Annotated in this window: 11 protein-coding genes; all 11 read left to right on the top strand. The window is 67.5% G+C overall.

Annotation, left to right across the window (positions count from 1 at the left end; genetic code table 11):
* The first annotated feature begins 105 nt into the window (after window positions 1-105).
* The 11 genes from EER34_RS04080 (at window position 106) to EER34_RS04030 (ending at window position 13,582) form a co-directional block, all read left to right on the top strand.
* Window positions 106-1,146 (top strand): LacI family DNA-binding transcriptional regulator, encoded by a 1,041-nt coding sequence (locus EER34_RS04080; RefSeq protein ID WP_127473270.1) that lies wholly within the window; start codon window positions 106-108, stop codon window positions 1,144-1,146.
* 116 nt (window positions 1,147-1,262) lie between these two features.
* Window positions 1,263-2,564: an ABC transporter substrate-binding protein gene (locus EER34_RS04075; RefSeq protein WP_127473269.1), complete on the top strand. Its 1,302-nt coding sequence runs from the start codon at window positions 1,263-1,265 to the stop codon at window positions 2,562-2,564.
* A 20-nt stretch (window positions 2,565-2,584) separates the two neighbouring features.
* Complete coding sequence (locus EER34_RS04070) at window positions 2,585-3,514, top strand: carbohydrate ABC transporter permease (protein ID WP_164743440.1); 930 nt, start codon at window positions 2,585-2,587, stop codon at window positions 3,512-3,514.
* The gene (locus EER34_RS04065; protein ID WP_127473267.1) at window positions 3,511-4,386 is read left to right on the top strand and encodes a carbohydrate ABC transporter permease; all 876 of its coding nucleotides are present in this window, start codon (window positions 3,511-3,513) and stop codon (window positions 4,384-4,386) included. Before EER34_RS04070 ends, EER34_RS04065 begins: the two co-directional genes overlap by 4 nt.
* 75 nt (window positions 4,387-4,461) lie before the next feature.
* A complete protein-coding gene (locus tag EER34_RS04060; RefSeq protein WP_127473266.1) occupies window positions 4,462-6,321 on the top strand; it encodes a glycoside hydrolase family 2 protein in 1,860 nt (619 codons plus the stop codon).
* Window positions 6,321-8,063: a beta-L-arabinofuranosidase domain-containing protein gene (locus tag EER34_RS04055; RefSeq protein WP_127473265.1), complete on the top strand. Its 1,743-nt coding sequence runs from the start codon at window positions 6,321-6,323 to the stop codon at window positions 8,061-8,063. Before EER34_RS04060 ends, EER34_RS04055 begins: the two co-directional genes overlap by 1 nt.
* Before the next feature lie 25 nt (window positions 8,064-8,088).
* Complete coding sequence (locus tag EER34_RS04050) at window positions 8,089-10,023, top strand: glycoside hydrolase family 127 protein (protein ID WP_338067927.1); 1,935 nt, start codon at window positions 8,089-8,091, stop codon at window positions 10,021-10,023.
* Window positions 10,020-10,826 (top strand): MBL fold metallo-hydrolase, encoded by an 807-nt coding sequence (locus EER34_RS04045; protein ID WP_164743439.1) that lies wholly within the window; start codon window positions 10,020-10,022, stop codon window positions 10,824-10,826. Before EER34_RS04050 ends, EER34_RS04045 begins: the two co-directional genes overlap by 4 nt.
* Window positions 10,823-12,043 (top strand): mandelate racemase/muconate lactonizing enzyme family protein, encoded by a 1,221-nt coding sequence (locus EER34_RS04040; protein WP_127473262.1) that lies wholly within the window; start codon window positions 10,823-10,825, stop codon window positions 12,041-12,043. Before EER34_RS04045 ends, EER34_RS04040 begins: the two co-directional genes overlap by 4 nt.
* On the top strand, window positions 12,040-12,843 hold the full coding sequence (locus tag EER34_RS04035) for a fumarylacetoacetate hydrolase family protein (protein WP_127473261.1): 804 nt from the start codon (window positions 12,040-12,042) through the stop codon (window positions 12,841-12,843). The genes EER34_RS04040 and EER34_RS04035 overlap by 4 nt, the downstream gene beginning before the upstream one ends.
* Window positions 12,836-13,582: an SDR family oxidoreductase gene (locus EER34_RS04030; RefSeq protein WP_127473260.1), complete on the top strand. Its 747-nt coding sequence runs from the start codon at window positions 12,836-12,838 to the stop codon at window positions 13,580-13,582. The genes EER34_RS04035 and EER34_RS04030 overlap by 8 nt, the downstream gene beginning before the upstream one ends.
* Window positions 13,583-13,590: the final 8 nt, after the last annotated feature.

Below are 13,590 nucleotides of genomic sequence, written 5' to 3'. Positions count from 1 at the left end.
GCGGAGCGATGGATGCGCCGGGCCCGAGAACATGTCCTGTGAGGCATATGCTTCGCGACGTGCAAGATGCGCGGCGACGGCCCGCTCGGGTGCCAGAATGTGCGCATGCCCAAGGACGCGCCCGACGCTCGCCCATCGGCCATTGCCCGGGATGCGCGGTACATCCCGACTCTCAACGACGTGGCTCGGGTCGCCGGCGTCTCCAAAGGCACCGTCTCCAAGGTGCTCAACGGTCGTGCAGGTCTGCGAGCCGAAACGCGCGAGAAGGTCGAGTCCGCTGCTCGGCAGTTGGGCTACCGTCCGAACCTGCAGGCTGTCAGCCTGATGGAGGGTCGCACCCGCACCGTAGGCCTCCTCACTCACGACCTCGAGGGCCGGTTCTGCCTGCCCATCCTGGTCGGAGCTGAGGACGCGCTTGGCGCGGGAAAGCTGTCGGTTCTCCTCTGCGATTCACGCGGTGACGCGATTCGCGAGCGATACCATCTTGAGGCGTTGCTCGCCCGACGCGTCGACGGGCTGATCGCCGTGGGTGATAAAGCGGCGGCGCGGCCATCCTTGGGGATTCTTCCTGTCCCGGTCGTCTACGCCCTCGGTCCTTCCCTCGAGCCGAACGACACTTCGGTTGTGACCGACGATGTGCAGGCGGGCCGCATCGGCGCGGAGCACCTCGTGAACATCGGGCGAACTCGCATCGCCTACATCGGTGGAGATGCGTCATACCGGGGTGCGCACGAGCGGGTCGAGGGTGTCGAGGGCTTCCTCCGTGAGAAGGGGATGGCGCTGATCACGCCTCCGATCTTCGGGGCATGGTCGGAGACCTGGGGGTTCGAGGCTGCGCGTCAGATTGTGACGCGCTCCCCCGACGTCGACGCGATCATGTGTGGAAACGACCAGATCGCGCGTGGCGCCATCGACTCCCTCCGTGAACACGGCCGTCGTGTACCCACAGATGTCGCGGTCCTCGGTCATGACAACTGGGAGACCCTTGCCCTTGCCGCTCGGCCCCCTCTGTCTTCGGTCGACGCGAACTACCAGGGGGTCGGCAGAAAGGCTGCCGAACTGCTGTTCCGCCTGATGGCTGGCGACTCCGTTCCTGGAGTCCATCCCGTTCTGAGTCGGGTCGTGCCACGCGGATCCACCATCTGAGACTCCACATCACGGAAACAGCGTTTCCAAGATGTAGAGACTTGTTGGTTGACACAGCGCTGGAATGGCTTCTACGGTGTTCGGAAACGCGTTGCCAAGAACGATCAAGGAGGATCATGTTCGCGAAACACAGAAGGGTGACTGGCGGCTTCGTTGCTGTCGCGACCGCAGCAGCACTGTTGACCGCGTGCTCGGGTGGCGAGGCCGCCCCCGACGCGTCCATCGACGACCCAAACCCGACGGGAACAGTCCAGTTCTGGACGCGATCGGTGCTCGATGAGTGGGCACAGAAGGTCGTTGCCGAGTTCAACGCGACCCATGAGGTTCAGGTGGAGATCACCTCGATCACGGACGATCAGATTCCTACGAAGTTGTCCGCGGCATTCCGCACCGACAACGTGCCGGATGTGATCGCCGCTGATCCGGGCCAAGCACTGCCGTACATCACGAGCGGCAACTACATGGACATCACCGAGCAGGTCGAGGCCTACGCCGGCGGTGCATCCATCACGGGGCCGCAGCTCGAGAGCACCAAGTGGGACGACAAGTACTGGGGGACACCCGCGTTCCTGGATGCGTCGGTCCTGCTCTACAACAAGGATCTCTTCGAGCAGGCAGGCATCAGCGGTCCGCCGACGAATCTCGACGAGATGCTCGACTCCGCGCGCAAGGTGAGCGCCCTCGGCGACGAGTACTACGGCCTCACTCTCGGCGGCTCGTGCGCGGGATGTCTCGCCTTCAGCACGATGCCGAACTTCTGGAGCTCGACGGGCGGGGCGCTGATCATCGGCGCCGACCTCGACGATCAGAAGGCCGGCGCCGCCGACAACCCCGGGCTCAAGGCCATGCTCGAGATGTACAAAGCAGCGTGGGCCGAGGGGCTCATCCCGCAGGCCGCGCAGGCCGAGACCGGTGCCACCTGGAACAAGGACTTCCAGGCGGGGAACATCGGCATCGCCACCGGCGGCCTCGGCAGCTACACCTCGGCTCCGGCCGAGGTCAAGGACTCCATCGGAGTGGCGCCGCTGCCGACCGCCGAGGGGGGCATCAGCACCTACCTCGGAGGCGGGAACTTCGGCATCACGGCGAAGGCGAAGAACCCTGCGGGGGCGTGGCAATTCATCCAGTTCGCTTTGGCCAAGGAACAGCAGGCCACGCTGCCTGAGGCCGGGTTCTCCCCGGTGCGCTCCGACCTGCTCGACGACGCGGCCTTCACCGCGCAGTACCCCTACGTGGTGCCGGCGATCGAGGCGGCCCAGACCGGATTCGGAGTCCAGACGAACTACCAGGCGGCGATCATGAACGACGCCACGGGTCCCTGGCTGACGATGTTCCAGAAGGCGGTGTTCCAGGGAGAGGTCGACGCCGCGATAGCGGAAGGACAGGTCGGAATCCAGACGATCCTGGACGGGAACTGACCGGGATGGCTTCATCCATCATGACGCTCCGGTCCTCGGAGGACGCCGTGACCTCGTCGGGCGGGCACCGCACATCGGTGCTCGCCCGGCGGCGGGCCCGAACCGGGTTCCTTCTTACAGTCCCGGCGCTTGTCCTGGTCGTGGGTGTCGTCGTCATCCCGATCGGATTCGCACTGTGGATCTCTGCGAATCGCTGGCCGCTGTTCGGCGAGATCAGCTTCGTCGGTCTCGACAACTACATCCGTGTCTTTCAGGATGCTCAGTTCTGGCAGTCGGTCGGTTTCACTCTGCTCTACACCGCAGTGGTCACCGGGCCGGTCCTGATCTTCGGCTACCTGCTGGCCGCCTTCGTGCGCGGAGAACGACCCGGCACGCGACTCTTCCGCACCCTACTGTTCCTCCCCACGGTCGTCGGTCTGTCCACGCTCTCGTTCCTGTGGTACGTGGAGCTGCGGCCCAACTTCGGACTCGTGAACGTCACGCTCAAAGCGCTGGGCATCACGAACGGGCAGACCGGCTGGTCGCTGCACTGGGTGACCGGACTCGCCGCGGTGAGTGTGCTCGTGATCTGGTTCGCCGTCGGCACGACGATGGTTCTGCTGCTGGGCGGGATGCAGTCGATCCCGGCCGAGATCTACGAAGCCGCGCGCATCGACGGGGTCAACGGGTGGCAGCGGGAGATGCTGATCACGGTTCCCCTCGTGCGGCGCAATCTCGCGATGGCGACCGTCCTCTCGGTCATCGCGTCCTTCCTCGCCTTCCAGCAGTTCGTGATCCTCACCAACGGAGGGCCGGGTCGGGAGACCACGACGGTCGTGATGTCGATCTTCCACGAGTCGTTCTACGCGCAGCAGCTCGGGAGTGCGACCGCGATGGGAGTGGTCGTGATGCTGATCGTCGCTGCACTCACCGCAATCCAGCTGATCCTCATGAGAGAGAGGGACGCATGAGCGCCGAGGAGAGCCTCGCCCCGCCCACGCGACGTTCCGCGGGACAACGGCGGGCAAACGTCATCTACGTCGCCGTAGGGTGCGTCCTTTCGCTCCTGTTCGTCGGCCCCCTCGTGTTGGCGGTCATCAGATCTCTGCAGACCGAGGCGCAGATCGTCCAGCCGCCGAACGCCAACAGCTTCGACGGCCTCAGCCTCGAGAACTATCTCGGCATCTTCACGAGGCTGCCCTTCCTCGAGATGCTCGGCAACAGCCTGATCGTGTCGCTGGGCAGCGCCGTGGTGACAGCGGTCATCGCCACACTGGCCGGCTACGGCCTCGGCCGATTCACATTCCGCGGTCAGAGCGTCGTGTTCGGCGTCATCCTCCTTGCCCTGATGGTGCCCTTCCAGGTGCTGTTCACCCCGATCTATCTGCAGTTCAACGCGCTCGGGCTCACCGACAGCAGGATCGGTCTGATCATCTTCTACGTCACCTTCAACCTGCCGTTCGCCGTGTTCATCATGCGCAACACCTTCGCCGCGATGCCCCGCGAGCTCGAGGAAGCGGCCTACGTGGACGGGGCCTCCACGATGGGGACCCTCATCCACGTGCTGCGTCCGCTGGCGCTGCCCGGTGTCGCGACGGTGGTGATCTTCACCTTCCTCGCGTGCTGGACCGAGTTCCTTGGAGCGTTCCTGTTCCTCACCTCCCAGGACAAGCAGACCCTTCCGGTCGGCTTGCTCACCCTGATCCAGGGCGGGTTCGGGGGAATCAGCTTCGGATACGTGATCGCCGGCAGCGTCATCTCCCTCATCCCCTGCGTCATCCTCTTCATCGCGCTGCAGCGCTACTACGTGCAGGGCCTCGCCGCAGGCTCTGTCAAGAACTGACCCACGCCCAGCCCGCACCAGAACGGATCTCATGACACACCCAGTGCCCGCCGTCTACCCGCGCGACGTGAACGAATGATCCGTCTTCGCGCGTCCGAGCAGGACGGCTCCTACCCCCGCCCGCTCCTCGTCCGCGATCAGTGGGCGGATCTGAACGGCGACTGGGGCTTCACGACCGACGACGGCGACGCGGGACTGCTCGCGGGATGGCACGCCGGGGCCGCCGGCATCTTCGATCGCACGATCCGCGTGCCCTTCACTCTGGAGGCGCCCCTGTCGGGAATCGGCGACCCCGCCCCGCACCCGGTCGTGTGGTATCGGCGTGCCTTCTCGACGGACATCCGCAACGGAGAACGCGCCATCCTGCACTTCGGGGCGGTCGACTACCGGGCGCAGGTGTGGGTCGACGGCGCTCTCGTGGCCGACCACTCCGGGGGGCAGGCGTCCTTCTCCGCCGACATCACCGCGGCGCTGTCCGATGGCAGCGATCACGTCGTCGTCGTCCGCGCCGAGGATCCGCTCGACGACCCTGACCGCCCGCGCGGCAAGCAGGACTGGCGCCGCGATGCCCACGCCATCTGGTACCGCCGCGCCACCGGGGTCTGGGGATCGGTGTGGCTGGAGTCGGTTCCCGCCCTCCACATCGACGACGTCGACTGGCGGTTCGATCCCGCGACCCGTCGGCTCGGCGTATCCGTCTGGCTGAGCGAGGCCCCGGCGCGAGAGACGAGCATCTCGGTCAGACTCGAGCACGACCATCGAGCCCTCGGACTGATCACCGCCGCAGCGGTTTCGCGACGCGTCGAGCTCAGCGTGGAGCTTCCCGCCCTTCGCAACGCGCAAGAGGCAAAGTCACTGCTCTGGTCGCCCGAGCGGCCGACACTGATCGACGCCGAGCTCGAGCTGTGCGAAGGCCCGACCGTGATCGACACCGTCTGGAGCTACACCGGCCTGCGGTCGGTGGGCACCGGCGGGGGCGCCTTCCTCGTCAACGGCATGCCGACGTACATGCGTTCTGTGCTCGAACAGGGATACTGGCCGGACGGCATCTGGACGGCGCCGTCCCCTGGCCACCTGAAGTCCGAGGTCGAGGCGATCGTCGCGCTCGGATTCAATGCGGTCCGCATCCATCAGAAGGTGGAGGATCCGCGATTCCTCTACTGGTGCGATCGACTCGGGGTCATGGTCTGGGGCGAGATCGGCGCCGCCTATGGTTTCTCGCCAGATGCCGTGGAGCTCTTCACCACCGAGTGGATGCGGTCGGTGCGGCAACGTCGCTCGCACCCCTCTCTCGTGGCCTGGGTGCCCTTCAACGAGAGCTGGGGAGTCCACGACATCGAACTGTCCACGCCCCAGCAGGACTTCGTCCGGGGCGTCACACAGCTCACGCGGGCACTCGATCCCACGCGTCCGGTCATTTCGAACGACGGCTGGGAGCACGTCGGCAGCGACATCCTCTCGATCCATGACTACGCGACCGACCCTGCCGTGCTCTCACAGCGGTACGCCACACCGGACGCAGTGGCGTTGGTCATGGCGGGTCCGGGGCCCTTCGGGAGGCGTGTCGCGCTTCCCGGTCAGCCGCTGGGGCCGAACGACGCCCCGGTCATGCTGACCGAGTTCGGGGGGATCGCCTTCAGCAACGACGACACGTGGGGATACTCCGTCGTCTCCGACGACGAGGAATTCAGCCACGACCTGCAGGAGCTGTTCGCCGCCGTGCACGGCTCGCCGATCCTGACCGGCTTCTGCTACACCCAGCTCACCGACACTGCACAGGAGGCCAACGGACTCCTCCGAGAGGACCGCACGCCCAAGCTGCCTGTCGAGATGATCCGACGCATGGTGCTCGGCGTGCACGATCCCGCACAGAAGGCCGCCGCGCCGATCGTCGCCCCGCACGCCGATGCGACGCTGGCGGGAGGGTCGGTCTGATGGCGCAGCTCGCCGCCGCACCAGCCGGGTCCGTCACGCTCGGGTCGAGTCACTGGCAGAAGCAGTACGCCGAGGCGATGGAGGTCTACTCGGGCTTCGATGACGACTCGCTTCTTCACGGCTTCCGGCTGCGGGCAGGGCTGCCCGCCCCGGGTCGGCCGTTGACCGGGTGGTGCGCGCGGGACTCGTCCATGGTGCTGGGACAGTTCCTCAGCACGCTGGCGATGTTCGGCGCGGCCCAGGGAGACGATGACGCGATCCGGCAGAAGGCCGCGCGCCTGACCGAGGGGTGGGCCCAGACGTTCGGGCTGAGCGGGTTCAGCGACCTGGACCACAGGATGTCGCCGGGCGGCCACTACGCCTTCGACAAGTTCGTCGGCGGGTTCACCGATGTCGGCTCGCTGCTCGGCGTCGACACCGCTTACGACGCGCTTCGCGAGCTCACCACGGCGGGGGAGCGGTACCTCGACTGTTCGAACGTGCCCGCCAGCCCCGTGCCTGCGCTGCACTCCGGGCGTGCGGGCGAGTGGTACACGCTGTCCGAGAACCTTTATCGGGCTGCGGTCGCGACCGGAGACGACCGGTATCGGGCCTTCGGCGACGTCTGGAACTATGACCACTACTGGGACGGGTTCCGAGACACGGACCGGCCGGCAGACGTGTGGGGCGTGCACGCGTACAGCCATCTGAACACGTTCGGAGGCGCCATCACGTCCTTCGGGATCACGGGTGATGCCGACCGGCTGGCGATCGCCCGCAACGCCTACGACTTCTTCACACAGACGCAGTGCTATGCCACCGGAGGCTTCGGGCCCGCCGAGCGGATCCAGCCATACGGATCACTGCCCGCGTCGCTGGATCGACGCATGGACGGCTTCGAGGCGCCGTGCGGATCGTGGGCCGCGTTCAAGCTCGCCCGAGAGCTCATCCTGCAGACGGGCGACGGTCGCTACGGAGCATGGATCGAGCGCCTGTTCTACAACGGGATCGGCGCGGCGCTTCCCACCAGGCCGGACGGCTCGCACTTCTACTACGCCGACTACCGCCCGACTGGCGCGGTGAAGGCGCGGGCGCGAGACACGTTCTGCTGCTGTGCGGGCACCTATGGCCAGGCCGTCGCCTCGTACCCGGGTCTCGTCTTCTTCGTCGACGACCGGTCGGTGTACGTCAACCTGTTCACGCCGGCCCAGATCGTGCACGCGGCGGGAGGCGACGAGGTCAGGGTTCGCATCGAGACCGAGTATCCGCTTCGCCCCGCTGTCCGGGTGCACGTGTCGATCCCGCGGCCGATGCGCTTCCGCCTCGCACTGCGCATCCCGACGGGAACCGGATCGATCGGTCCTGTTCGCGTCGGTGGCGATGAGGTCGTCGCCACGACGCAGGAGCGCGGCTGGCTGATCGTCGACCGCGAGTGGACAGCGGGCGCGCACGTCGTCGACTTCGAGGTCGCGCTCGATTGGCACGAGGAGCCGATCGACGAAGACCATCCGGACCGGTACGCACTCATGCGCGGCCCTGCGGTCTACGTGCTCGACGCCTGGCGTCACGAGCCGCTGCCGGGCGCGCCCTGGCCAGACGACGACACCGCCGACGGGCGCGAGGACCGAGGCGGCGTCGCGCACGCCGTCGAGCAGCGCGGCGGGCCGTACGAGGCCGCGCTGCGGCCGTACTTCGAGATACCGGAGGGCTGGTCGTATCGCATGTACTTCGATCGCTCGCCCCATGCGCATCCCATCTACTGATCGACGAACTGGAAAGAGTCCCACATTGTCGCGCTCACACGAGACCACTTCCCCCCTGGACGAACTCGCCCACTCACGGCTCCCCGTGGCCGCGCGGGGCAGCGTCAGGCCGCTCTCGATGGACGAGGTCTCGCTCTCCGAAGACGGCTACTGGGGGGTCTGGCAGGCGGTGAACGCGGCGTCCATCCTTCCGCACTGCGCATCGTGGATGGAGAGCGAGGGCTGGGTCGACAACTTCCGGGCCGCAGCCGAGGGAACCCTGCCCGAGACCCGCCGGGGGCGCGAGTTCACCGACTCCGACGTCTACAAGCTCATCGAGGCGATGAGCTGGGAGAACGGCCGACTCCCGACGCCTGCTCTCGAGGCCGAGATCCGGCAGTTGATCGACATCGTCGGGGATGCGCAGGAGCCGGACGGGTACATCAACACGAACTTCGGCCGACCCGGCCAGGTCGCCCGGTATGCCGACCTCGAGTGGGGCAGTGAGCTCTACGGCGACGGTCATCTGCTCCAGGCAGCGGTCGCGCGAGCGCGGACCAGCGGACGGGACCGCCTCTTCGAGATCGCCACGCGCCTCGCCGACCACATCTGCGACACCTTCGGCCCCGAGGGTATCCAGTCGGTCTGCGGGCACCCCGAGATCGAACTGGGGCTCATCGAGTTCGCACGCCTGACCGGCGTGGAGCGCTACCGGCGCCAGGCCGAGCTCTTCCTCGAACGCCGCGGCCACCATGTTCTCGAGGACATCGAGTTCGGCCGGGCTTACTACCAGGACGACGTGCCCATCCGGGATGCGGCGGTCTTCCGAGGGCACGCCGTGCGCGCCACCTACCTCGCGGCGGCTGCGGTCGACGTCGGGATCGATCGCAACGACACGTCACTCGTCGAGGCGATCCGGGCCCAGCTGAACCGCACCCTCGCGCGCCGCACCTATGTGACGGGCGGAATGGGATCGCGATTCCGCGACGAGGCCTTCGGAGCCGACTTCGAACTCCCCGCCGACGGAGCGTACTCCGAGACCTGCGCAGGAGTTGGCGCCTTCATGCTCGCCTGGCGTCTGCTGCTCGCTACGGATGATGCCGCCTACGGCGACCTCATGGAACGCGTTCTCTACAACGTCATCACGGCATCCCCGAGCCCCGACGGTCGCGCGTTCTTCTACGTCAACACGCTGCACCAGCGGGCCATCGACGATCGGTCCGACGGGGCACAGTCGAGCCTCCAGGTGGGACTCGGAGAGCGAGCGCCGTGGTTCCGCGTCTCGTGCTGCCCGACCAACGTCTCCCGCACATTCGCCACCCTCGAGGCGTATGTGGGCGTCGCCGATTCTCGCGGCCTCGCGGTGTCGCTGTTCGCTCGCGGACGCATCACCGCCCGGCTCGACGACGGAAGCACCGCAGAGGCCGAGATCGACACCGACTACCCGCACGACGGCCGGATCGTCGTGCGCGTCCCCGCCCGCGATGCCGGAGGCTGGCGTCTCCGGCTGCGTGTTCCTGCGTGGGCCCAGGGCGCCACCATCCGACGCGACGGAACCGCCCCGATCGTCGTTGCGCCGGGATGGGTCGACGTCGACGACGTCGGCATCCGCGAGGAGGAGATCGAGCTGCTGCTCCCGCTCGAGCCCCGGTTCGTCTTCGGAGACCCGCGGATCGACTCGGCACGAGGGGCGGTCGCGGTCGAGCGCGGGCCCCGCGTCTACTGCGTCGAGTCGCCGGACATCGCCGGTGCCCATGTCGACGGCGTGATCGTCGATACGGCCTCGCCCCCGTGGATGGCGGGGACGGACGAGGTCACCGTGTCGGCGCACGTCGAGCAGTTGGAGTCCAGCTCGTGGCCGTACGCCGCGCGGCCGGCGGCAGCCGGATCGCCGGTTGCGCGCGATGTGCGACTCACTCCCTACAACGAATGGGCACGACGCGGGCCGTCCACGATGCGCGTCTGGATGCGCACAGAATGACCCGACCCCTCCCTCCCGTCACGGTGCGCCGGCTGGGCCAGGCGGGCTATGTGCTCGCCGCAGCCGGGGCTCGCATGGTTCTCGATCCGTTCCTGAGCGACCACCCCGGTCGGCTGGTCGAACCGCCGCTGACGCCGAGCGATCTCAGCGAAGCGGATGCGATCCTCGTCACCCACGAACACCTCGACCATCTCGACCTCCCCGCGCTGGCGGCGATGCCCGCCTCTGCTGCGCGCGTGTTCGTCCCGGCACCGCTCGCCGAACGGGTGGGCGCCGCCCTCCCGGGCAGAGAGGTGATCGCGGTGCGGGCGTGGATGCCGATCGAGGTCGGCGGCGCGGTCGTCGTCCCGGTACCCGCCCTGCACGGCGTGCACATGAGCGATGCGTACAGCTTCGGCACCGAGCCCGATGGCGACCACCCCTACGTCGGCTACGTGGTCCGGATCGGGGGTCTCACCGTCTTCCACGCGGGCGATGGGCTCGACTACCCCGACCTCGCCCCTTCGCTGCGGCGACTCGGCGTGGATGTCGCGCTCCTGCCGATCAACGGCCGGGACGCCATTCGGGAGGCGGCGGACATCGTCGGCAACATGTCGGCCGAAGAGGCCGTCGACGTGGCGGTTCGGGCGGGCGTGTCGACCGTCATCCCCATGCACTACGACATGTTCGCGAACAACCCGGGACAGGTCGGCGCCTTTGTCGACCTGATGCGGGACGCCGCCCCGCAGATCCATGTGCTCGTACCGGGCCTCTCCCACGAGGTTCCTCTTCCCGCTCCACAGACGACAGGAAGCCCATCGTGAAGATCACCGCGCTCGAGAGCATTCAGCTCGCGGCCTATCCGAACCTCGTCCATGTGCTGGTCGAGACCGACGAAGGCGTCACCGGCCTGGGCGAGACCTTCCTCGGCGCCGACGCGGTGGCGGCATGGATCCACGAGAATGCCGCGCCCTACCTGCTCGGCAAGGATCCGCTGCACATCGAGCGCCATTGGCAGGCGCTCAAGGGCTTCGTGGGCATGAACAGCTCGAGCACCGAGAACCGCGGACGGTCCGCCATCGACATCGCGCTGTGGGACATCTTCGGCAAGGTCACCGGACAGCCGCTCCACCAGCTGCTGGGCGGCAAGGTGCGCGACTCGATCCCGGTCTACAACACGTGCGCGGGTCCGTTCTACGCGCGGGCGATCCCCGTTGCGGGCGAGGTCTCCACGAACAACTGGCAACTCGGTCAGGGCGACCGTTCACTCGAGGACATGGACGCATTCCTCACCGACCCCGGCCGACTCGCACGGGAGCTGGTAGCCGAGGGCATCGCCGGCATGAAGATGTGGCCGTTCGATCTCCACGTCGGCAAGTCCGACGGCCACCACATCACGGCGGCGGACCTCGAGGCGACGGTCGATCTGTTCCGCCGGATCCGCGATGCCGTGGGGGGTCAGATCGACATCATGGTCGATCTGCACACGCTGTGGGACCTGCCGACGGCGACCAAGATCGCCCGCGCGCTCGAAGAGGTCGAACCCGCGTGGATCGAGGACCCGATCAGGCCCGACGACGTGGGGGCGCTCGCCGAGTTCCGCCGCTCCACACGGATACCGACGACCGCGGGCGAGACGCTCGGCACGCGGTGGTCCTACCGCGACGTCCTCGAGGCTCGGGCCGTGGATGTCGTCATGACGGATCCGGTCTGGGCCGGGGGGGTCTCGGAGGTGCGTCGCATCGCCGCCATGGCGGAGGCGTACCAGCGACCCGTGACCATGCACGACTGCAATGGTCCCGTCCAGTTCACCGTCGGCGTGAATCTGTCGGTGCATCTGCCCAACGCGACGCACCAGGAGAGCGTTCGCGCCTACCACCGCACGTGGTACCGCGATCTCGCTGAGAACGTCGCGCCGATCCAGGACGGTCTGGCCACGCCGCTGGACACCCCCGGGCATGGCGTGGAGCTGCGGCCGGACGCCCTCGACTCGCCCGGCGCGCGACGGCGTCGCAGCACTGCGAAAGGAATGGACTCATGAAGGTGGTGGCATGGAACGCCGGCGGCGAGCGGCGCTACGGCGCGCTCGATGACGGTCGCATCCAGATCCTCGAAGGAGACTGGGGCGGCTTCCGCGCCACCGGCGCGTTCGTCGGTTCCCACGACGTCACGTTGGAGGCTCCGCTGGATCCGCGCAGCATCGTGTGCGTGGGACTGAACTACCGGCTCCACGCCGTGGAGTCGGGGCTGCCGGTGCCGGATCAGCCGGCGCTGTTCACGAAACTCGTGTCATCGGTGCTCGCGCCCGGCGGCCGGATCATCAAACCGGACGCGACGGAGAAGCTGGACTACGAGGTCGAACTCGGCGTCGTCATCGGACGCGAGACGCGCGGAGTCCGCGTCGAGGACGCCCTCGCCCATGTCGCCGGCTACGTCACCGTCAACGACGTCTCGGCCCGCGACTTGCAGAAGGGCGACGGATTCGGCTGGGTGCGCGGCAAGAGCGCAGACACGTTCTGCCCGATCGGGCCGTTCGTCCTCACCGCCGACGACGTTCCGGATCCCCAGGCACTGCGGTTGACGACCACCGTGAACGATGAGATCCGCCAGGACTCGACCACGGCCGACATGATCTTCAGTGTCGCGGAAGTCATCAGCTTCATCTCTCAGGTCGTGACGCTGCATCCCGGAGACCTGATCGCCACGGGTACCCCCAGTGGCGTTGCCGACGGCATGACACCGCCCCGCTACCTTCAGCCCGGCGATCGGGTCGCCGTCGAGATCGAACGACTCGGTCGACTGGAGAACGTGGTCGTGGCCGAGGAGTCGTCGCGTGGCTGAGTCGCTCGCCGGGCGGGTCGCGCTCATCACGGGCGGCGCGCGCGGACTCGGATTCGCATCGGCCCAGCTGCTCGCCGCGAGAGGCGCGGTCGTCACGATCGCGGATCGGGATGCCGCTGCCCTCGAGGCGGCAGGCTCGCGCCTCGACGGCGCGCAGTCCTCGGTCGTGGATGTGACCGATCCCGATGCGTGCGCTGCCACCGTGGCGCAGGTCGTCGACAGCCACGGGCGGCTCGACATCCTCGTGAACTGCGCGGGCATCGCGGGCGTGAACAAGCGGCTGTGGGAGATGAGCCCCGAGGAGTTCCAGTCGGTCGTCGACGTGAACCTCCTCGGCACCTTCCTCATGTGCCGAGCGGCGGTGCCGGCGATGCTCGAGGTCTCCGACCGACGTGGCCGCATCGTCAACGTCGCCTCGATGGCGGGCAAGGACGGCAATCCGCGCGCGGCCCACTACTCCGCGGCCAAGGCAGGCATCATCGCCCTCACCAAGAGTCTCGGCAAAGAGCTGGCGACGCTCGGGATCCTCGTGAACGTCATCGCCCCCGCGGTGATCGAGACCGAGATGGCGTCGGCGGTCACGCCGGAGCAGCTCGAGTACATGACGAGCCTCATTCCGATGGGACGCCTCGGTCAGCCGGAAGAGGTCGCGCGTCTGGTCGCATTCCTCGCGAGCGATGAGGTCTCGTTCTCGACCGGCGCCGTGTACGACATCAGTGGCGGTCGGGCCACCTATTAGAAAGAGGT

This window comes from Microbacterium sulfonylureivorans (assembly GCF_003999995.1).
GTDB classification, from domain to species: Bacteria; Actinomycetota; Actinomycetes; order Actinomycetales; family Microbacteriaceae; genus Microbacterium; species Microbacterium sulfonylureivorans.
This window is presented reverse-complemented; position numbering and strand designations above follow the sequence as displayed.